Here is a 19,915-nt window from a genome sequence, read left to right on the forward strand (position 1 = left end):
CCGGTGCGTGGGCATCCGGTGGAGATTGTGTGAAGCGCCTGCGAGGGGGGACCTCAGTGGATCACGGCGACGCCGGCGGATACAGCGACCTCGGCAGCTGCGAGGCCGCCGCCGCGTCCAGCAGCCACAGCGTGCGCGAGCGGCCGTACGCCCCGGCCGCCGGGGCCTGGATCTCGCCCGCACCCGACAAGGCGATGGCCGCCGCCTCCGCCTTGTCCTCGCCGGCCGCGAGAAGCCAGACCTCACGGGCCGAGCGGATCGCCGGCAGGGTGAGGGAGATCCGGGTCGGCGGCGGCTTCGGCGCGCCGTGCACGCCGACCACCGTCCGCTCGGTCTCCCGTACGGCCGGCAACTCCGGGAAGAGCGAGGCCACATGGGTGTCCGGGCCGACGCCCAGCATCAGGACGTCGAAGGTGGGCACCGCACCGTGGTTCTCCGGTCCGGCCGCCTTCGCCAGCTCCGCCGCGTACGCCTCCGCCGCCGCCTCGACGTCCGTGCCGTACGGGCCGTCGGAGGCGGGCATGGCGTGCACGCGCTCCGGGTCCAGGGGCACGGAGTCCAGCAGGGCCTCGCGGGCCTGCGTGACATTGCGCTCGGGGTCGCCCTCGGGCAGATAGCGCTCGTCGCCCCACCACAGGTCCAGGCGCCCCCAGTCGACGGCGTCCCGGGCCGGCGCCGCCGCCAGCGCGGCCAGCAGACCGTTGCCGTTGCGGCCGCCGGTGAGGACCACGGACGCGGTGCCCCGGGAGGCCTGCGCGTCCACGATCTTCGTGATCAGGCGGGCCGCGGCGGCCTGCGCCATCAGCTCCTTGTCGCGGTGGACGACCAGCTGCGGAGTGCTCACTTCGCCGTCGCCTTCCTCGCCGGTGCCTTCTTCGCGGTCTTCGCCGCCGCCTTCTTCGCCGGCGCCTTGGCGGCCTCCTCCACGGGCTCCGGCTCGGCCACCGGCTCACTCGCCGGGGACTGCTGTTCCGGGACCGTGTTCAGCCGCTCCACGCCGTAGCGCAGCGCCGACGCGTAGGTGTCGTCCGGGTCGAGCCGGCGCAGCTCCTCCGCGATCAGCTCGGCGGTGTCCCGCCGCTTCAGCGCCACCGCGCGGTTCGGCTGGCCCTGGACGGACAGCGTGGCCAGCGTGCCGTCCGCGCGGTCCAGGACGATCGGGCCGCAGGTGGTGTCCATGCGGACCGCGGTGAGCCCCGGACCGGCCGACAGCGACCGCTTCACCGGGACGTCCAGCCGGTCCGCGAGCCACATCGCCAGCAGCTCGCAGCTCGGGTTGAACTCCTCGCCCTCCACCTCGACGGCCTTCACCTCGCACGCCACCTGGTCGAGCGCGGCCGCGAGCATGGAGCGCCACGGGGTGATCCGCGTCCAGGACAGGTCGGTGTCGCCCGGCGCGTAGGCCGCGGCGCGGGCGGACAGCTCCCGCACCGGCTGCTCGGCGGCGTAGGTGTCGGTGACCCGGCGCTGGGCGAGCGCGCCCAGCGGGTCCTTCGCCGGATCGAGCGGGGCGTTCACCGGCCACCACACCACCACCGGCGCGTCCGGCAGCAGCAGCGGCAGCACCACCGAGTCGGCGTGGCCCACGACCTCGCCGTACAGCCGCAGCACCACCGTCTCGCCGGTGCCCGCGTCCGCGCCCACCCGCACCTCGGCGTCCAGCCGCGAGGACGTGCGGTCGCGCGGACTGCGGGAGACCCGCTTGATGACCACCAGCGTGCGCGAGGGGTGCTCGCGCGAGGCGTCGTTGGCGGCCTTCAGGGCGTCGTAGGCGTTCTCCTCGTCGGTGACGATGACGAGGGTCAGCACCATGCCGACGGCGGGCGTGCCGATGGCGCGGCGGCCCCGCACCAGCGCCTTGTTGATGTCGCCGGCGGTGGTGTCGGTCAGATCGATCTTCATGGCCGGCGCCAGCTCCGTCCGTCTCGTGCGAGCATCTCGTCCGCCTCGGCCGGCCCCCAGGTGCCCGACTTGTACTGCGCGGGCCTGCCGTGCTTGTCCCAGTACTCCTCGATCGGGTCGAGGATCTTCCAGGACAGCTCGACCTCCTCCGTGCGCGGGAAGAGGTTGGCGTCGCCCAGCAGCACGTCCAGGATGAGCCGCTCGTACGCCTCCGGGCTGGACTCGGTGAAGGACTCGCCGTAGGCGAAGTCCATGGACACGTCCCGGATCTCCATGGAGGTGCCCGGCACCTTCGAGCCGAAGCGGACCGTGACGCCCTCGTCCGGCTGGACGCGGATGACGACCGCGTTCTGGCCCAGCTCCTCCGTCGCCGTGGTGTCGAAGGGGGAGTGCGGGGCCCGCTGGAAGACGACCGCGATCTCCGTCACCCGGCGGCCGAGGCGCTTGCCGGTGCGCAGATAGAACGGGACGCCCGCCCAGCGCCGGTTGTCGATCTCCAGCTTGATCGCCGCGTACGTGTCGGTCTTCGACTGCGGGTCGATGCCCTCTTCCTCGAGATAGCCGATGACCTTCTCGCCGCCCTGCCAGCCGCCCGCGTACTGCCCGCGCACGGTGCTGCGGCCCAGGTCCTGGGGCAGCCGTACCGCGCCGAGCACCTTCTCCTTCTCCGCGGCCAGCGCGTCCGCGCCGAAGGAGGCCGGCTCCTCCATGGCGGTGAGCGCCATGAGCTGCAGCAGGTGGTTCTGGATGACGTCGCGGGCGGCGCCGATGCCGTCGTAGTAGCCGGCCCGGCCGCCGATGCCGATGTCCTCGGCCATGGTGATCTGCACGTGGTCCACGAAGGACCGGTTCCAGATCGGCTCGAACATCGTGTTGGCGAAGCGCAGCGCCAGGATGTTCTGGACGGTCTCCTTGCCGAGGTAGTGGTCGATCCGGAACACCTGCTCCGGCTCGAACACCTCGTGCACGACCTTGTTCAGCTCCTCGGCGGACTTCAGGTCGTGGCCGAACGGCTTCTCGATGACCGCGCGCCGCCAGGAACCGCCCGACTGGTCGGCCAGGCCGTGCTTCTTCAGCTGCTGGATGACCACCGGGAACGAGCTCGGCGGCACCGACAGGTAGAAGGCGAAGTTGCCCCCCGTGCCCTGTGCCTTGTCCAGCTCCTCGATGGTGCCGCGCAGCCGCTCGAAGGCCTCGTCGTCGTCGAAGGTGCCCTGGACGAAACGCATCCCCTGCAGGAGCTGCTGCCAGACCTCCTCACGGAACGGAGTACGCGCGTGCTCCTTCACCGCGTCGTGCACGACCGCGGCGAAGTCCTCGTGCTCCCAGTCGCGGCGGGCGAAGCCCACCAGCGAGAACCCCGGCGGCAGCAGACCCCGGTTGGCGAGGTCGTACACCGCGGGCATCAGCTTCTTGCGGGACAGATCGCCGGTGACCCCGAAGATGACCAGGCCCGACGGCCCCGCGATGCGCGGGAGCCGTCGGTCGGCCGGGTCACGAAGCGGGTTCGCTCCCGAACCGGATAGGGGTGACAACTCAGCCCTCCGAAGGAGCGAGGCGCTCGAGCTCCGCCTGGGTGGACTTCAGCAGGTCGTTCCAGGACGCCTCGAACTTCTCGACGCCCTCGTCCTCCAGCACCTGCACCACGTCGTCGTACGAGACGCCGAGCTTCTCCAGCGCGTCCAGGTCGGCACGCGCCTGCTCGTAGGTGCCGGCGATCGTGTTGCCGCTGATCTCGCCGTGGTCCTCGGTGGCCTCCAGCGTGGCCTCCGGCATGGTGTTGACCGTGTTCGGCGCGACCAGCTCGGTGACGTACAGGGTGTCCGGGTACGCCGGGTCCTTCACGCCGGTCGACGCCCACAGCGGACGCTGCTTGTTGGCGCCCGCGTTCTCCAGCGCCTGCCAGCGGCTCGAGGAGAACACCTCCTCGTACGCCTGGTAGGCGAGGCGCGCGTTGGCGACGGCGGCCTTGCCGCGCAGCGCCTTGGCCTCGTCGGTGCCGATGCCGTCCAGGCGCTTGTCGATCTCGGTGTCCACGCGGGACACGAAGAAGGACGCCACGGAGTGGATCAGCGACACGTCCAGGCCGCGCTCCTTGGCCTTCTCCAGGCCGGAGAGGTAGGCGTCCATGACGGCCCGGTACCGCTCCAGGGAGAAGATCAGGGTGACGTTGACGCTGATGCCGAGCCCGATGGTCTCGGTGATCGCCGGCAGGCCCGCCTGGGTGGCCGGGATCTTGATCAGGGTGTTGGGCCGGTCCACCAGCCAGGCCAGCTGCTTGGCCTCGGCGACGGTGGCCTTGGTGTTGTGGGCGAGACGCGGGTCGACCTCGATGGAGACCCGGCCGTCCTTGCCGCCGGTGGCGTCGAAGACCGGGCGCAGGATGTCGGCGGCGTCGCGGACGTCCGCCGTGGTGATCATGCGGATGGCCTCTTCGACGGTGACCCTGCGGGCCGCGAGGTCCGAGAGCTGCTGGTCGTAGCCGTCGCCCTGCGAGATCGCCTTCTGGAAGATCGTCGGGTTGGTGGTGACGCCCACGACGTGCTGCTGGTCGATCAGCTCGGCGAGGTTGCCGGACGTGATCCGCTTGCGCGACAGGTCGTCCAGCCAGATCGCCACGCCTTCCTCGGAGAGGCGCTTGAGTGCGTCTGTCATGGAATTACATCTCCTACGTGTCGTATATGAGCGTCAGCGCTGGGCGGCGGCGATGGATTCCCGGGCCTTGGCGGCCACGTTCTCGGCAGTGAAGCCGAACTCGCGGAAGAGCACCTTGCCGTCGGCGGAAGCACCGAAGTGCTCCAGGGAAACGACGCGGCCGGCGTCCCCGACGTACCGGTACCAGGTCAGCCCGATACCCGCCTCCACGGCCACGCGGGCCCTGACGGACGGCGGGAGCACGGAGTCCCGGTACCCCTGGTCCTGCTGCTCGAACCATTCCACGGACGGCATCGACACCACGCGCGTCGGAACGCCCTCGGCCTGGAGCCGCTCCCGCGCCTCGACCGCGAGGTGCACCTCGGAACCGGTGGCGATCAGGATGACCTGCGGCTCACCGCCTTCGGCCTCGAACATCACGTAACCGCCGCGCGCGGCGTCCTCGTTGGGCTCGTACACCGGCACGCCCTGGCGGGTGAGCGCGAGGCCGTGCGGCTGCCCCTTGCCGATCTCCTTGGTCCAGCGGCGCAGGATCTCGCGCCAGGCGATCGCGGTCTCGTTGGCGTCCGCCGGGCGCACGATGTTCAGGCCCGGGATGGCGCGCAGCGAGGCCAGGTGCTCCACCGGCTGGTGGGTGGGGCCGTCCTCGCCGAGGCCGATGGAGTCGTGCGTCCACACATACGTCACCGGCAGGTGCATCAGGGCCGACAGGCGCACCGCGTTGCGCATGTAGTCGGAGAAGACGAGGAACGTGCCGCCGTAGACCCGGGTGTTGCCGTGCAGCGTGATGCCGTTCAGCTCGGCGCCCATGGAGTGCTCGCGGATGCCGAAGTGGATCGTGCGGCCGTACGGGTTGGCCTCGGGCAGCGGGTTGCCCGCGGGCAGGAACGAGCTCTCCTTGTCGATGGTCGTGTTGTTCGACCCGGCGAGGTCGGCGGAGCCGCCCCACAGCTCGGGGATCACCGCGCCGAGCGCCTGCAGCACCTTGCCGGAGGCGGCACGCGTCGCGACGCCCTTGCCCGGCTCGAAGACCGGGATCTTCTCCTCCCAGCCCGCGGGCAGCTCACCCCGGCTGATGCGGTCGAACTCGGCGGCGCGCTCGGGGTTGTCGTCCCGCCACACCTGCAGGGCCTTCTCCCACTCGGCGCGCGCCTGGGCGCCGCGCTCCAGGGCCTTGCGGGTGTGGGCGATCACCTCGTCCTCGACCTGGAAGTGCTTGTCGGGGTCGAAGCCGAGGACGCGCTTGGTGGCCGCGACCTCCTCCTCGCCCAGCGCCGAGCCGTGCGCGGCCTCGGTGTTCTGGGCGTTCGGGGCGGGCCAGGCGATGATCGAGCGCATCGCGATGAAGGACGGCCGGTCGGTGACCTTCTTGGCCTCCTGGATCGCGGCGTAGATCGCCTGCGGGTCCAGGTCGCCGTCCGCCTTCGGCTCGACGCGCTGCACGTGCCAGCCGTAGGCCTCGTACCGCTTGACGGTGTCCTCGGAGACGGCGGTCTCGGTGTCGCCCTCGATCGAGATGTGGTTGTCGTCCCACAGCAGGATCAGGTTGCCGAGCTTCTGGTGGCCGGCCAGCGAGGAGGCCTCCGCGGAGATGCCCTCCTGCAGGCAGCCGTCGCCGGCGATGCAGTAGACGAAGTGGTCGAAGGGCGACTCGCCCTGCGGCGCCTCGGGGTCGAACAGGCCGCGCTCGTAGCGGGCGGCCATCGCCATGCCCACCGCGTTGGCGACACCCTGGCCGAGCGGACCGGTGGTGGTCTCGACGCCCTTGGTGTGCCCGTACTCCGGGTGGCCCGGGGTCTTCGAACCCCAGGTGCGGAAGGACTCCAGGTCCTCGAGCTCCAGGCCGAAGCCGGCCAGGTAGAGCTGCGTGTAGAGGGTCAGGGACGAGTGGCCGGCGGACAGCACGAAGCGGTCGCGCCCGACCCACTCCGGGTCGGCGGGGTCGTGCCGCATCACCTTCTGGAAGAGGGTGTACGCGGCCGGGGCCAGGCTCATCGCCGTACCGGGATGGCCGTTGCCGACCTTCTGTACGGCGTCGGCGGCCAGGACACGGGCGGTGTCCACGGCCCGCTGGTCCAGCTCGGTCCACTCAAGGTCTGTGGTGGTCGGCTTGGTGCTCACCCTGGGTCAGGGCTCCTCTCCACATGTCGGTCGCCGGTCTTCGGGGCATGCGCCCACCCGGCCGCCGGCGTGCTTGCCGCCCGCCGGCCGCTGACGAGCCTACCCCCGTGGGGACGTGCATTTTTTCGAGTGTTTACAGACTGCCGGGACTCCGCGTCATCCGCCTCCCGACTGGCCGACAAGGGCATGTGGCACATGAATACGGAGGTGGTCATCTGAGCGCTCAATCGAGTGCCGTGTCCCCTCTTATGGGGGGTGTGCCAACACGACCCCACCCCCGCGAAGGCCGGGGTATGGGCAACGTCTAAAGTGGCGTGGTACGCGCGAGCCTTTGCCGGCACTTCCCAGGGGGAGGCTCGCTGGGAGTCTCTGTCAGGGGTGTGCGTGACGGCCGTCGAATCACGTCCAGCGGGCGTGCTGGGTGGTGCGAGCCAGGGCCCGGTTCACCGGCCGTTCGGGGCCCGTGTCAAGGCGTTCGTGGCTCTGACCAAGCCGCGGATCATCGAGCTGCTGCTCATCACCACCGTTCCGGTGATGTTCCTGGCCCAGCAGGGCGTGCCGGACCTGAAGCTGGTCCTGCTGACCTGTGTCGGCGGCTACCTCTCGGCGGGCGGCGCCAACGCGCTGAACATGTACATCGACCGGGACATCGACGCCCTGATGGACCGCACCTCGCAGCGGCCGCTGGTGACCGGCATGGTCAGCCCGCCCGAGTGCCTCGCCTTCGGCATCACCCTGGCGGTCGTCTCCACACTGCTGTTCGGATTCACCGTCAACTGGCTGAGCGCGTGGCTCTCACTCGGAGCGCTCCTCTTCTACGTCGTCGTCTACACGATGATCCTCAAGCGGCGTACGGCGCAGAACATCGTCTGGGGCGGCATCGCGGGCTGCATGCCCGTGCTGATCGGCTGGACGGCGGTGAAGGACTCCCTGTCCTGGGCCCCGGTCATCCTCTTCCTCGTCATCTTCTTCTGGACCCCGCCGCACTACTGGCCGCTGTCCATGAAGGTGAAGGACGACTACGCGCGCGTGGGCGTGCCGATGCTGCCGGTCATCGCCTCCAACAAGGTCGTCGCCAAGCAGATCGTCGTCTACAGCTGGGTCATGGTCGCCGTCTCCCTGCTTCTGACCCCGCTCGGCTACACCGGCTGGTTCTACACGGCGGTCGCGCTGGCCGCCGGCGGCTGGTGGCTGTGGGAGGCGCACGCGCTGCAGAACCGGGCCAGGGCCGAGGTGACCGGTGCGAAGCTGAAGGAGATGCGGCTGTTCCACTGGTCCATCACCTATGTGTCGCTGCTGTTCGTGGCGATCGCGGTCGACCCGTTCCTGCACTGACGCACACCGGGCGTACGTCACAGAGCCCTGCCCTCGCCAGTCGATCTACCCGCGAGTAGCATCCTGGCCATGGCAGACACGCAGCAGGTTGACGCGAGGGCCGAGCGCAAGGTGGCCAGGCTCGCCCGGGAGATCAGCGCCTTCGCCAAGGCCCACGGCGGCGCCGAGGGCCAGGTGGCCTACATCGGCGAGCGCGGCGCCCGCATCGTCCTCGTCGGCGAGGACGGCGGCTGGGGGGACCTCGTGGCGCCCAGCACCGAGATCGCCGGGAAGGCCGTCGAGAAGTCCGGCATCACCGTCCACGAGTCCTTCGACGGGGAACTCGCGGCGAAGGTGAGGACGGGCGCGTACGAGTGGAAGCGGATGGCGGGCATTCAGCTCGGCAGCTGACGGTTGAGCAGCCAACCCCAGAGGCGCGGGGCTGCATTGATGGCGGCTCCGCCGCGTGGGATCGAGCAACCACCGACGGGCCGCACTCGCCGACGTATGCGCAAGTCCCGAGCCGAACCGCGACCTCAACCCCGGTTCGCACGTTAGGCCGTTGAAGCCGAGCGCAGCGGGGAGGCCGGGGATGATCGAGACGCCGTCCCTCGTGGACCAGTACTGCCACGGCGTACTGAGAACCGAGCTGGGCCTCGGCACCTTCGAGGCCCAGCTCGCCCGCACCGAGGGACCGCCCGCGCCCGGAACCACCCTCTTCGACACCCAGACCGGCTTCGCCGTACGGCGCTGGTGCCCGCCCCTGCTCGGCCTGGAACCGCACTGCCCGCCGGCCCGCTATCTGGCCCGGCGCCGGGAACTGGGCGTGCTGGAAGCGGGCCGCAGACTGCTGCGCGGCAGCGGCATCACCACCTACCTGGTCGACACCGGCCTGCCCGGCGACCTCACCGGCCCCGGTGAGATGGCGTCCGCCGGCGAGGCCGAGGCCCGCGAGATCATCCGGCTGGAGCAGCTCGCCGAGCAGGTCGCCGACACCTCCGGCACCGTCGAGTCCTTCCTCGCCAACCTCGCCGAGTCGGTGCACGGCGCCGCCGCGAGCGCCGTCGCCTTCACCTCCGTCGCCGGCGTCCGGCACGGGCTCGCACTCGCGCCCGAGCCGCCGGGGCCGGGCGAGGTGCGGGGCGCGGCGGGGCGCTGGCTGGCCGGACGCCGGGTCGGCGGGCCGCTCACCGACCCGGTGCTGCTGCGGCACCTGCTGTGGATCGCGGTCTCCTCGGGCCTGCCCCTGCAACTGCACGCCGGGCTCGGCGAGCCGGGCTCCCGCATCGACCGCACCGACCCCGTGCTGCTCACCGACTTCGTGCGGGCCACGGCCGGCCTCGGCACCGATCTGATCCTGCTGCACGGCTACCCGTACCACCGCAACGCCGCCCACCTGGCCGGCGTTTTCCCGCACGTCTACACCGACTCCGGCGCCGCGCTCGTGCGCACCGGCGCCCGCGCGGCCACCGTCCTCGCCGAGATCCTGGAACTGGCCCCCTTCGGCAAGATCCTCTTCTCCACCGGCGCCCACGGCCTGCCCGAGCTGCACGTCGTCGGCGCCCGCCTCTTCCGCGAGGCCCTGGCCCGCGTCCTGGGCACCTGGGTCGCCGACGGCGCGTGGTCCCTGGAGGACGCCCAGCGAGTGGCCCGCATGGTCGCGGCGGACAACGCGCGCCGGGTGTACGGGCTGACCTGAGGTGTCCACACTGGGCGGATGCCGACCGCATCGCTGCTCGACCGGTTCCTGGAAGAACTGCTGCCCCTGCGGCCGCGCGCCGTGTGGGCACACGGCTCAATGGCGGGCGGTGACTACCAGGAGGGCCGCAGCGACCTCGACCTGATCGCCGTACTGCCGGGCCCTGTGCGCCTCGGGACCGTACGGCGCGTGGTGGCCCTGCACCGCAGACTGCGCACCCTGCCGCTCGCCGCGAAACTCCACTGCACCTATCTCACCCCGGCCACCCTGGACGACCCGGACCGCTCGCATCTCACCTGGGCACACGGCCGGGCCCTGCGCCGCCCGGTCACCCCCGTCACCCGGCGTGAGCTGCACGACTTCGGGCGGGTGCTGCACGGCGAGCCACCCGCCGGGCTCCTCCCGGCGGTGCTGGAGCGGCAGCTGCACGGCTTCGTCGTGCGCGACCAGCGGGACTACTGGCGGCCGGCGGTGGACAGGGTCAGGCTGTGGCGGCAGGACGTGTGGGTGGACCTGGGGCTGCTGACCTTCGCCCGGGCCACCGTGGCGCTGCGGGACGGGCGGCTGATCTCCAAGCGGGAGGCCCTCGCCGAACTCCCCGCCCTCGGCGCTCCCGCGGAGGTCGTCGAGGACACCGCCCGCCGGCGTTACGGCGCCGCTCCCGCCCGGGCCGGCGAGGACTGGGTCATCCGCCGTGCGGAGCTGACCCGCGCCTACCTCGCCCCGGCGATCGACGCGCTGGTCGCCGCGTACGGGTGAGTCACACGCGCGTGCCCACCGTCACCTCGGGCGAGGGGCCGGGAAGGTTCACGTCGGCCTCGGGGCGTTCGCGCAGGGCCAGCAGGACGCGCAGGACGCCGATCCACACCAGGCAGGAGCCGAGCATGTGCAGGCCGACCAGCAGCTCGGGCAGGTGCGTGAAGTACTGGACGTAACCGATCACGCCCTGGGCGAGCAGGACCAGGAACAGGTCGCGGGTGCGGGAGAGCGGGCCCTTCGGCGCGTCCACCGCCCTGAGCACGAACCACAGCGCGAACGTCAGCGTCACCACGATCCAGGCGAGCACCGCGTGCAGCTTGGCCACGGTCTCCCAGTCGATCGGGATCCGCTTGACGTCGCTGGAGTCGCCCGCGTGCGGCCCCGCTCCGGTGACCACCGTGCCGACCGCGATGAGCAGCAGGGACGCCGTCACCAGGAACCACACCAGCTGCTGCACGGCCTTGCCGACCAGCGGCCGGGGGGCGCCGTCGCCCTCGCGGGTGCGCTGCCACATCACCGCGGCGACGGTGATCAGGGCCGTCGCCAGCAGGAAGTGGGCCGCGACCGTGTACGGGTTGAGACCGACGAGCACCACGATGCCGCCGAGGACCGCGTTGCCCATCACCAGCCAGAACTGCGCCCAGCCCAGCCGGGTCAGGCTGCGCCGGCGCGGCTTCTCGGCGCGGGCGGCGATGATCGCCCAGCCGACGGCGGCGCACAGCACGTACGTCAGCATGCGGTTGCCGAACTCGATCGCGCTGTGGTAGCTCAGCGCGGTCGTCGGGGTCAGCGAGCCGTCCGTGCACTCCGGCCAGGTCGGGCAGCCGAGGCCGGAGCCGGTGAGGCGGACGGCGCCGCCGGTGACGACGATGACCGCCGACATCACGAGCGCGGCGAGGGCGGCCCGCTGGACGGTCCGGGGGGACGGGGTCCAGCGTGCGGCGATGAAGGCGAGCGGGTTGCGCACGGCCGCTGCGGCGTCGGCGGGGTTCAGCTTGGGCACGCCCTCCATCGTAGGCCGCCGCTTGTGCACGCGTTCACGAGGCTCCCTCGTGACGGCTCACTCCCAGCGGAAGAACCTCCCGGCCGCGGCCAGCCCCAGGACCGCCCAGACGGCGAGGATCCCCAGGTCGCCCCAGGGCGTCCCGGCGCCGTGCTGGAGCACGTCCCGCAGGCCGTCCGACAGCGCGGAGATGGGCAGCAGGCCGAGGACGTGCTGCCCGGCCGAGCCGAACTTCTCCAGGGGCACGATGACGCCGCCGCCGACGAGCAGCAGCAGGAAGACCAGGTTGGCGGCGGCCAGGGTCGCCTCCGCCTTCAGCGTGCCCGCCATCAGCAGGCCGAGGCCCGAGAAGGCGGCCGTGCCGAGGATCAGCAGGAGCAGCACGGCGGCGGGGTTGCCGTGCGGAGACCAACCGAGCGCGAAGGCGATCACCGTCAGCAGGACCACCTGGAGGACCTCCGTGACCAGCACGGAGGCCGTCTTGGCGGTCATCAGGCCCCAGCGGGGCAGCGGCGAGGCGGCGAGCCGCTTGAGTACGCCGTAGCGGCGCTCGAAGCCGGTGGCGATGGCCTGCCCGGTGAACGCCGTCGACATCACGGCGAGCGCCAGGACGCCGGGGGCGAGGAAGTCCACCGCCTTGCCCCTGCCGGTGTCCACGATGTCCACCGAGCTGAAGAGCACCAGCAGCAGGGTCGGGATGACCACGGTCAGCAGCAGCTGCTCGCCGTTGCGCAGCAGCATCTTCGTCTCCAGCGCCGCCTGCGCCGCGATCATGCGGGGGAGGGGCGCCGCACCCGGCTTCGGGGAGTAGGTACCCGTGGCGGTGGTCATGAGCGCAGCTCCTTGCCGGTCAGCTCCAGGAAGACGTCCTCCAGCGTGTGCCGTTCCACCGAGATGCGGTCCGGCATGACTCCGTGCTGGGCGCACCAGGAGGTCACGGTGGCCAGCAGCTGCGGGTCCACCGTGCCGACGACGCGGTAGCTGCCCGGGGTCAGCTCCGCGGCCGTGCAGGAGGCGGGGAGGGCCTTCAGCAGGGAGCCCACGTCGAGGCCCGGGCGGCCGGTGAAGCGCAGGGTGTTCTCGGCGCCGCCCTTGCACAGCTGCTCCGGGGAGCCCTGGGCGATGACCCGGCCGCCGTCGATGATCGCCACGTCGTCGGCGAGCTGCTCCGCCTCTTCCATGTAGTGCGTGGTGAGGATCACGGAGACGCCGTCGGCGCGCAGGTCCTTCACCAGGTCCCAGGTGGCCCGGCGGGCCTGCGGGTCGAGGCCGGCCGTGGGCTCGTCGAGGAAGACCAGCTCGGGGCGCCCGACGACGGCCATGGCGAGCGCGAGCCGCTGCTGCTGGCCGCCGGACAGCCGCCGGTAGCTCGTCCGCCCGCAGGAGCCGAGCCCCAGCCGCTCGATCAGCGCGTCCACGTCCAGCGGGTGCGCGTGCAGCTTCGCCACGTGCCGCAGCATCTCGTCGGCCCGGGCGCCGGAGTACACGCCGCCGGACTGGAGCATCACCCCGATCCGGGGGCGCAGCTCGGCGGACTGCCGTACCGGGTCGAGGCCCAGGACGCGCACCGTGCCGGAATCCGGCTTCCGGTACCCCTCGCAGGTCTCGACCGTGGTCGTCTTCCCGGCCCCGTTGGGGCCGAGGACGGCGGTCACGCCCGCCTCGGCCACCAGGTCGAGGCCGTCCACCGCGGTCTTCGTGCCGTACCGCTTCACCAGGGCCTGGACCTGGACCACAGGCTCACTTCGCATGGGTCCAGAGTCTAGGGAGACCGCTTGCCGGTCAGGCGGGCGGGTCGGAGAACTCACTCCTCCCGGGGCCGGTGCAGCGGCAGCCACCGCTCGGCGTAGGCCACGGCGTCCGCCACGGGGAACAGCCGGACGTCCGCCGCGCCCGCCTTTCCGCGTACGACCGGCCGGTCCCGCTCGAAGTCGTGGCCCAGCTCGTCGAAGCGGTCCGAGCTGATCGACACCTCCGTCACCGTCTGCCAGCCGCCGCCCGGCGCGGGCCGGCCCACCGGGACCAGCGGCGCGGGGATCCGGTACTCGGCCAGGTGGAAGCTGGTGCAGGCGTCGTACCCCGCGCCGAGCAGCAGCGCCCGGGCGCCGAGCTTCTCCAGCTTGGCGAGCGGGCTGCGCACGTGCGGGCCGAGCGCCGCGAAGGACGTGTGCGGATGCGCGCTGCGCAGGGCGCCCGGCCAGGTCCGCACGGTCTCCGGGATCACGCCGACCCCGCGCGAGGGCGTGATCAGCGGGTCGTACGGCGGCATGGTGGCCCGGATCCGGTCCCACCACTGCGGCGGCACGGGCGGCCTGCTCCACAGCGCGGGGTCCGACAGGTCGGCCGACTGGGTGGGGACGACGAGGGTGCCCGCCGGGCCGAGGACGTCGAGGAGTCCCTGGACGACGGCGACGGCGCCTCCGTTCACCCAGCCGAGTGCGCGGAGCGAGGAGTGGACCAGGAGGATCTCGCCGGGCTCGACGCCGAGCTGGCGCAGCTGTGCGGCGAGGCTGTCCCGGGTGACGAGAGGGCCGGTCGGAGGGGGTGTGGGCATGGTGGGGAGTCTCCCGGCCGGATGGCGAGGGTGTCACCCGGTTATCGGACGGATGATCGATAAAAGATCGTTTTCGCAGGTCGGATTAGGTATGCCTAAGTGACGCAGGGCACCGCCCGGTGATCCGGACGCCGCTTGTCAGGCTCTCGGGAATTACGCAACAATGGCGTTGTGAAAAACGTCGGCGAGGCTCGGGAGACCCCTCTGGGGGCCCCGCAGGAAGAGTTCGCGACCGGTGAGCGCTCCACGCGCAACCGCGTCGCGCGCTCCATCCTGGACCACGGCCCGTCGACCGTCGCCGAACTCGCCGGCCGGCTGGGACTCACCCAGGCGGCCGTCCGGCGCCACCTGGACGCGCTCGTCGCGGAGAACGTGGTGGAGGCCCGCGAACAGCGCGTGTACGGCACGCGCACGCGCGGCCGCCCCGCCAAGGTCTTCGCGCTGACCGACTGCGGCCGGGACGCCTTCGACCAGTCCTACGACAAGCTCGCCGCGGACGCGCTCCGCTGGATCGCCGAGCAGGGCGGCGGACCCGAGGCGGTCGCCGCCTTCGCCCGCGCCCGGATCGCGGCCCAGGCGAGCGCCTACCGCAAGGCGATCGAGGCGGTCAGCCCGGACAAGCGGGCCGAAGCGCTGGCCAAGGCCCTGAGCGTGGACGGGTACGCTGCTACGGCGCGCAGCGCACCGGTCGGCGAGCAGCTGTGCCAGCACCACTGCCCTGTCGCCCATGTCGCGGAGCAGTTCCCGCAGCTGTGCGAGGCGGAGACGGAGATCTTCGCCGAGCTGCTGGGTACCCACGTCCAGCGACTGGCGACCATCGCGCACGGCGACGGCGTCTGCACGACGTTCATCCCCAAGACATCCACCGACGCACCTGCAAGCACGGCCGGGAGGAACCCCGCATGACTCTCCCCACGGAGACTGCCCACCCCGAACTCGAGGGCCTGGGCAAGTACGAATACGGCTGGGCCGACTCCGACGTGGCCGGTGCCTCCGCCAGGCGCGGCCTGAACGAGGAGGTCGTCCGCGACATCTCGGCGAAGAAGGCCGAGCCGGAGTGGATGACCAAGCTGCGCCTGAAGGGCCTGAAGCTCTTCGAGAAGAAGCCGATGCCGAACTGGGGCTCCGACCTCTCGGGCATCGACTTCGACAACATCAAGTACTTCGTGCGCTCCACGGAGAAGCAGGCGGAGTCCTGGGAGGACCTGCCCGAGGACATCAAGAACACCTACGACAAGCTGGGCATCCCGGAGGCCGAGAAGCAGCGCCTGGTCGCCGGCGTCGCCGCCCAGTACGAGTCGGAGGTCGTCTACCACCAGATCCGCGAGGACCTGGAGGAGCAGGGCGTCATCTTCCTCGACACCGACACCGCGCTCAAGGAGCACCCGGAGCTCTTCAAGGAGTACTTCGGGACCGTCATCCCCGCCGGTGACAACAAGTTCGCGGCCCTGAACACCGCCGTGTGGTCCGGCGGCTCCTTCATCTACGTGCCGAAGGGCGTGCACGTGGAGATCCCGCTCCAGGCCTACTTCCGTATCAACACGGAGAACATGGGCCAGTTCGAGCGGACCCTGATCATCGTCGACGAGGGTGCCTACGTGCACTACGTCGAGGGCTGCACCGCCCCGATCTACAAGTCGGACTCGCTGCACAGCGCGGTCGTCGAGATCATCGTCAAGAAGAACGCCCGCTGCCGCTACACGACCATCCAGAACTGGTCGAACAACGTCTACAACCTGGTCACCAAGCGCGCCGTGGCCTACGAGGGCGCGACCATGGAGTGGATCGACGGCAACATCGGCTCCAAGGTGACGATGAAGTACCCGGCCGTCTACCTGATGGGCGAGCACGCCAAGGGCGAGACCCTCTCCATCGCCTTCGCGGGCGAGGGCCAGCACCAGGACGCCGGCGCCAAGATGGTCCACATGGCGCCGAACACCTCCTCCAACATCGTCTCCAAGTCGGTGGCGCGCGGTGGCGGCCGTACCTCCTACCGCGGTCTGATCGAGATCGGCGAGGGCGCCGCCGGATCGAAGTCGAACGTGCTGTGCGACGCGCTGCTGGTCGACACCATCTCCCGGTCGGACACGTACCCGTACGTCGACGTCCGCGAGGACGACGTGTCCATGGGCCACGAGGCCACCGTCTCCAAGGTCTCCGAGGACCAGCTCTTCTACCTGATGAGCCGCGGCCTGTCCGAGGACGAGGCGATGGCGATGATCGTGCGCGGCTTCGTCGAGCCGATCGCCAAGGAGCTGCCCATGGAGTACGCGCTGGAGCTCAACCGGCTGATCGAGCTGCAGATGGAGGGCGCGGTCGGCTGATCGCCGTTCCGCAGTCCCCCGTCAAGCCACTGACCTGAGAAAGCGAGCAATACGACAGCCATGGCTGAGGCCCAGAACATCCCCGTGGGTTCGACCACCGCGGGCTCCATCGCGGTCGCCGCGGAGTCGACCGTCGTCTCGCGCATGAGCGCGCCCCCCTCCTTCGACGTGGCGGACTTCCCGGTCCCGCACGGCCGCGAGGAGGAGTGGCGGTTCACCCCGCTGGAGCGCCTGCGCGGGCTGCACGACGGCACCGCCGTCGCGAACGGCGGGGGCGTGAAGGTCACCGTCCAGGCCCCCGAGGGCGTCGTCGTCGAGACCGTCGGCCGCGACGACGCGCGGCTCGGCAGGGCGGGCACCCCGGTGGACCGGGTCGCCGCCCAGGCGTACTCGGCGTTCGAGAAGGCCGGCGTGGTCACCGTCCCCAAGGAGACGGTGCTCACCGAGCCGATCCGGATCGCCGCGCACGGCGAGGGCGGGGTCGCCTACGCCCACCAGGTGATCGAGCTGGGCGCCTTCGCCGAGGCCGTCGTCGTCATCGACCACACCGGTGACGCCGTGCTCGCCGCCAACGTCGACTACATCCTGGGCGACGGCGCCAAGCTGACCGTCGTCTCCGTCCAGGACTGGGACGACAAGGCCGTCCACGTCGCCCAGCACAACGCGCTGGTCGGCCGGGACGCCTCCTTCAAGTCGGTCGTCGTCACCTTCGGCGGTGACGTGGTCCGCCTGCACCCGCGCGTGACGTACGCCGGCCCCGGCGGCGAGGCCGAGCTGTTCGGCCTGTACTTCACCGACGCCGGGCAGCACCAGGAGCACCGCCTGCTGGTCACCCACAACACCCCGCACTGCAAGTCGAACGTCGTCTACAAGGGCGCGCTCCAGGGCGACGACGCGCACGCGGTCTGGATCGGCGACGTGCTCATCGAGGCCGAGGCCGAGGGCACCGACACCTACGAGATGAACCGCAACCTCGTCCTCACGGACGGCGCGCGCGTCGACTCGGTGCCGAACCTGGAGATCGAGACCGGTGAGATCGTCGGCGCCGGCCACGCCTCCGCCACCGGTCGCTTCGACGACGAGCAGCTCTTCTACCTGATGGCCCGCGGCATCCCGGAGCACGAGGCCCGCCGCCTGGTGGTCCGCGGCTTCTTCGCCGAGCTGGTCCAGCAGATCGGTGTCCCGGACATCGAGGAGCGCCTGCTCGCCAAGATCGAGGAGGAGCTGGAGGCTTCGGTCGCATGAGCTTCGTACGCGTCTGCGGGCTGAGCGAGCTGGAGGAGGACACCCCGAAGCGGGTGGAGATCGACAGCACGCCGGTCTCGGTCGTGAAGACCGAGGGCGAGGTGTTCGCGATCCACGACATCTGCTCCCACGCGAACGTCTCGCTCGCCGAGGGCGAGGTCGACGACTGCCACATCGAGTGCTGGCTGCACGGCTCGCGCTTCGACCTCCGCTCCGGCAAGCCCGACAGCCTTCCGGCGACGCGCCCCGTCCCCGTATACCCCGTCAAGATCGAAGGGGACGACGTTCTCGTCTCCCTCACCCAGGAGTCCTGAGGCACCCATGGCAACGCTTGAAATCCGAGACCTGCACGTCACCGTCGAGGCCGACAACGCCACGAAGGAGATCCTCAAGGGCGTCGACCTCACCGTGAAGCAGGGCGAGACGCACGCCATCATGGGCCCCAACGGCTCCGGCAAGTCGACCCTCGCCTACTCCCTCGCGGGTCACCCGAAGTACACGATCACCAGCGGCACCGTGCTGCTCGACGGCGAGGACGTCCTGGAGATGTCCGTCGACGAGCGCGCCCGCGCCGGCCTGTTCCTGGCGATGCAGTACCCGGTGGAGGTCCCCGGCGTCTCGGTCTCCAACTTCCTGCGCACCTCCGCCACCGCCATCCGCGGCGAGGCCCCCAAGCTGCGCACCTGGGTGAAGGAGGTCAAGGAGGCCATGGAGCGCCTCAACATGGACCCGTCCTTCGCCGAGCGCAACGTCAACGAGGGCTTCTCCGGCGGTGAGAAGAAGCGCCACGAGATCCTCCAGCTGGAGCTGCTCAAGCCGAAGGTCGCGATCCTCGACGAGACCGACTCCGGCCTGGACGTCGACGCGCTCCGCATCGTCTCCGAGGGCGTCAACCGCGTCCGTGAGACCGGCGAGGTCGGCACCCTGCTGATCACGCACTACACGCGCATCCTGCGCTACATCAAGCCCGACCACGTCCACGTGTTCGCCGGCGGCCGCATCGTCGAGTCCGGCGGCCCCGAGCTCGCGGACAAGCTGGAGAACGAGGGCTACGAGGCTTACACGAAGGGTGGCGCATCCGAGTGACACAGCTGCCGGGCCTCCTCGACACCGAGGCGATCCGCAAGGACTTCCCCGTCCTGGACCGGCTGGTCCACGACGACCGGAAGCTCGTGTACCTGGACAACGCGGCGACGTCGCAGAAGCCGCGCCAGGTGCTGGACGCCCTGAGCGAGTACTACGAGCGCTACAACGCCAACGTCCACCGCGGTGTGCATGTGCTCGCCGAGGAGGCCACGGCGCTGTACGAGGGCGCGCGCGACAAGGTCGCCGCGTTCGTCAACGCGCCGAGCCGCGACGAGGTGATCTTCACCAAGAACGCCTCCGAGTCGCTGAACCTCGTGGCGAACATGCTGGGCTGGGCCGACGAGCCCTACCGGGTGGACCACGAGACCGAGATCGTCATCACGGAGATGGAGCACCACTCCAACATCGTGCCGTGGCAGCTGCTCGCGCAGCGCACGGGCGCGAAGCTGAAGTGGTTCGGCCTCACGGACGACGGCCGCCTGGACCTGTCCAACATCGACGAGATCATCACGGAGAAGACGAAGATCGTCTCCTTCGTGCTGGTGTCGAACATCCTGGGCACGGTCAACCCGGTCGAGGCGATCGTGCGCCGGGCGCAGGAGGTCGGTGCGCTGGTGTGTGTCGACGCCTCCCAGGCCGCCCCGCACATGCCGCTGGACGTACAGGCCCTGCAGGCCGACTTCGTGGCCTTCACCGGCCACAAGATGTGCGGCCCGACCGGCATCGGCGTGCTCTGGGGCCGCCAGGAGCTGCTGGAGGACCTGCCCCCGTTCCTCGGCGGCGGCGAGATGATCGAGACCGTCTCGATGCACTCCTCGACGTACGCCCCGGCGCCGCACAAGTTCGAGGCGGGCACGCCCCCGATCGCGCAGGCGGTCGGTCTCGGCGCGGCGATCGACTACCTCCAGTCGATCGGCATGGAGAAGATCCTCGCCCACGAGCACGCGCTCACCGAGTACGCGGTGCAGCAGCTGCAGAAGGTCCCCGACCTGAGGATCATCGGCCCCACCACGGCCGAGGACCGGGGCGCCGCGATCTCCTTCACGCTGGGCGACATCCACCCGCACGACGTGGGCCAGGTCCTGGACGAGCAGGGCATCGCGGTCCGCGTCGGCCACCACTGCGCCCGTCCGGTCTGCCTCCGGTACGGAATTCCTGCGACCACGCGAGCGTCGTTCTATCTGTACTCCACGCCGGCCGAGATCGACGCTCTGGTCGACGGCCTGGAGCACGTACGGAACTTCTTCGGCTGA

General features: G+C 70.8%; 19 protein-coding genes. 10 read left to right on the forward strand and 9 right to left on the reverse strand.

Annotation, left to right across the window (positions count from 1 at the left end):
• Positions 1–61: 61 nt before the first annotated feature.
• Genes pgl through tkt form a run of 5 tightly spaced genes read right to left on the reverse strand, consistent with a single transcriptional unit; the run spans position 62 to position 6,678 of the window.
• A complete protein-coding gene (gene pgl, locus OG956_RS27840) occupies positions 62–844 on the reverse strand; it encodes a 6-phosphogluconolactonase (RefSeq protein WP_330340742.1) in 783 nt (260 codons plus the stop codon).
• The gene (opcA, locus tag OG956_RS27845; protein WP_330340743.1) at positions 841–1,902 is read right to left on the reverse strand and encodes a glucose-6-phosphate dehydrogenase assembly protein OpcA; all 1,062 of its coding nucleotides are present in this window, start codon (positions 1,900–1,902) and stop codon (positions 841–843) included. Before opcA ends, pgl begins: the two co-directional genes overlap by 4 nt.
• Positions 1,899–3,437, reverse strand: a complete 1,539-nt coding sequence (gene zwf / locus OG956_RS27850) for a glucose-6-phosphate dehydrogenase (RefSeq protein ID WP_330340744.1) — start codon at positions 3,435–3,437, stop codon at positions 1,899–1,901. Before zwf ends, opcA begins: the two co-directional genes overlap by 4 nt.
• A gap of 1 nt (position 3,438) precedes the next feature.
• Positions 3,439–4,557, reverse strand: a complete 1,119-nt coding sequence (gene tal, locus OG956_RS27855; protein ID WP_330340745.1) for a transaldolase — start codon at positions 4,555–4,557, stop codon at positions 3,439–3,441.
• Between the two features lie 33 nt (positions 4,558–4,590).
• Positions 4,591–6,678 carry a transketolase gene (tkt, locus tag OG956_RS27860; protein ID WP_330340746.1) on the reverse strand — a complete coding sequence of 696 codons (2,088 nt, stop codon included), beginning with the start codon at positions 6,676–6,678 and terminating at the stop codon, positions 4,591–4,593.
• A 378-nt stretch (positions 6,679–7,056) separates the two neighbouring features.
• On the opposite strand from tkt, the gene OG956_RS27865 reads away from it, so the two are divergent.
• From OG956_RS27865 to OG956_RS27880, 4 genes are all read left to right on the forward strand, one after another.
• Positions 7,057–8,013: a heme o synthase gene (locus tag OG956_RS27865; protein ID WP_330340747.1), complete on the forward strand. Its 957-nt coding sequence runs from the start codon at positions 7,057–7,059 to the stop codon at positions 8,011–8,013.
• Between the two features lie 69 nt (positions 8,014–8,082).
• On the forward strand, positions 8,083–8,403 hold the full coding sequence (locus tag OG956_RS27870) for a hypothetical protein (protein ID WP_330340748.1): 321 nt from the start codon (positions 8,083–8,085) through the stop codon (positions 8,401–8,403).
• A 181-nt stretch (positions 8,404–8,584) separates the two neighbouring features.
• On the forward strand, positions 8,585–9,691 hold the full coding sequence (locus OG956_RS27875; protein ID WP_330340749.1) for an amidohydrolase family protein: 1,107 nt from the start codon (positions 8,585–8,587) through the stop codon (positions 9,689–9,691).
• 18 nt (positions 9,692–9,709) lie between these two features.
• Positions 9,710–10,450 (forward strand): nucleotidyltransferase domain-containing protein, encoded by a 741-nt coding sequence (locus tag OG956_RS27880; protein ID WP_330340750.1) that lies wholly within the window; start codon positions 9,710–9,712, stop codon positions 10,448–10,450.
• Between the two features lies 1 nt (position 10,451).
• Here the strand turns inward: OG956_RS27880 and OG956_RS27885 are convergent, their stop codons facing one another.
• Genes OG956_RS27885 through OG956_RS27900 form a run of 4 tightly spaced genes read right to left on the reverse strand, consistent with a single transcriptional unit; the run spans position 10,452 to position 14,007 of the window.
• On the reverse strand, positions 10,452–11,462 hold the full coding sequence (locus OG956_RS27885) for a COX15/CtaA family protein (RefSeq protein WP_330342969.1): 1,011 nt from the start codon (positions 11,460–11,462) through the stop codon (positions 10,452–10,454).
• A 48-nt stretch (positions 11,463–11,510) separates the two neighbouring features.
• Positions 11,511–12,284, reverse strand: a complete 774-nt coding sequence (locus OG956_RS27890; protein ID WP_330340751.1) for an ABC transporter permease — start codon at positions 12,282–12,284, stop codon at positions 11,511–11,513.
• Positions 12,281–13,204 carry an ABC transporter ATP-binding protein gene (locus tag OG956_RS27895; RefSeq protein ID WP_330340752.1) on the reverse strand — a complete coding sequence of 308 codons (924 nt, stop codon included), beginning with the start codon at positions 13,202–13,204 and terminating at the stop codon, positions 12,281–12,283. Before OG956_RS27895 ends, OG956_RS27890 begins: the two co-directional genes overlap by 4 nt.
• Before the next feature lie 53 nt (positions 13,205–13,257).
• Positions 13,258–14,007 carry an aminoglycoside N(3)-acetyltransferase gene (locus OG956_RS27900; RefSeq protein WP_330340753.1) on the reverse strand — a complete coding sequence of 250 codons (750 nt, stop codon included), beginning with the start codon at positions 14,005–14,007 and terminating at the stop codon, positions 13,258–13,260.
• Positions 14,008–14,178: 171 nt separating this feature from the next.
• Between OG956_RS27900 and OG956_RS27905 the strand changes: the two genes are divergently transcribed.
• From OG956_RS27905 to OG956_RS27930, 6 genes are read left to right on the forward strand one after another with little or no spacing between them, the layout of a single operon-like run.
• Positions 14,179–14,913, forward strand: coding sequence for a helix-turn-helix transcriptional regulator (locus tag OG956_RS27905; protein WP_330340754.1), 735 nt, complete (start codon positions 14,179–14,181; stop codon positions 14,911–14,913).
• Entirely contained in the window at positions 14,910–16,331 is a 1,422-nt protein-coding gene (gene sufB / locus OG956_RS27910; protein WP_330340755.1) for a Fe-S cluster assembly protein SufB, read from the forward strand. Before OG956_RS27905 ends, sufB begins: the two co-directional genes overlap by 4 nt.
• 60 nt (positions 16,332–16,391) lie before the next feature.
• Positions 16,392–17,576 carry a Fe-S cluster assembly protein SufD gene (gene sufD / locus OG956_RS27915; RefSeq protein WP_330340756.1) on the forward strand — a complete coding sequence of 395 codons (1,185 nt, stop codon included), beginning with the start codon at positions 16,392–16,394 and terminating at the stop codon, positions 17,574–17,576.
• A complete protein-coding gene (locus OG956_RS27920; RefSeq protein ID WP_330340757.1) occupies positions 17,573–17,890 on the forward strand; it encodes a non-heme iron oxygenase ferredoxin subunit in 318 nt (105 codons plus the stop codon). The genes sufD and OG956_RS27920 overlap by 4 nt, the downstream gene beginning before the upstream one ends.
• 7 nt (positions 17,891–17,897) lie before the next feature.
• The gene (sufC, locus tag OG956_RS27925) at positions 17,898–18,662 is read left to right on the forward strand and encodes a Fe-S cluster assembly ATPase SufC (RefSeq protein WP_208901529.1); all 765 of its coding nucleotides are present in this window, start codon (positions 17,898–17,900) and stop codon (positions 18,660–18,662) included.
• Positions 18,659–19,915 (forward strand): cysteine desulfurase, encoded by a 1,257-nt coding sequence (locus OG956_RS27930; RefSeq protein WP_330340758.1) that lies wholly within the window; start codon positions 18,659–18,661, stop codon positions 19,913–19,915. The genes sufC and OG956_RS27930 overlap by 4 nt, the downstream gene beginning before the upstream one ends.

Source organism: Streptomyces sp. NBC_00557 (assembly GCF_036345995.1).
Classification (GTDB): Bacteria; Actinomycetota; Actinomycetes; order Streptomycetales; family Streptomycetaceae; genus Streptomyces.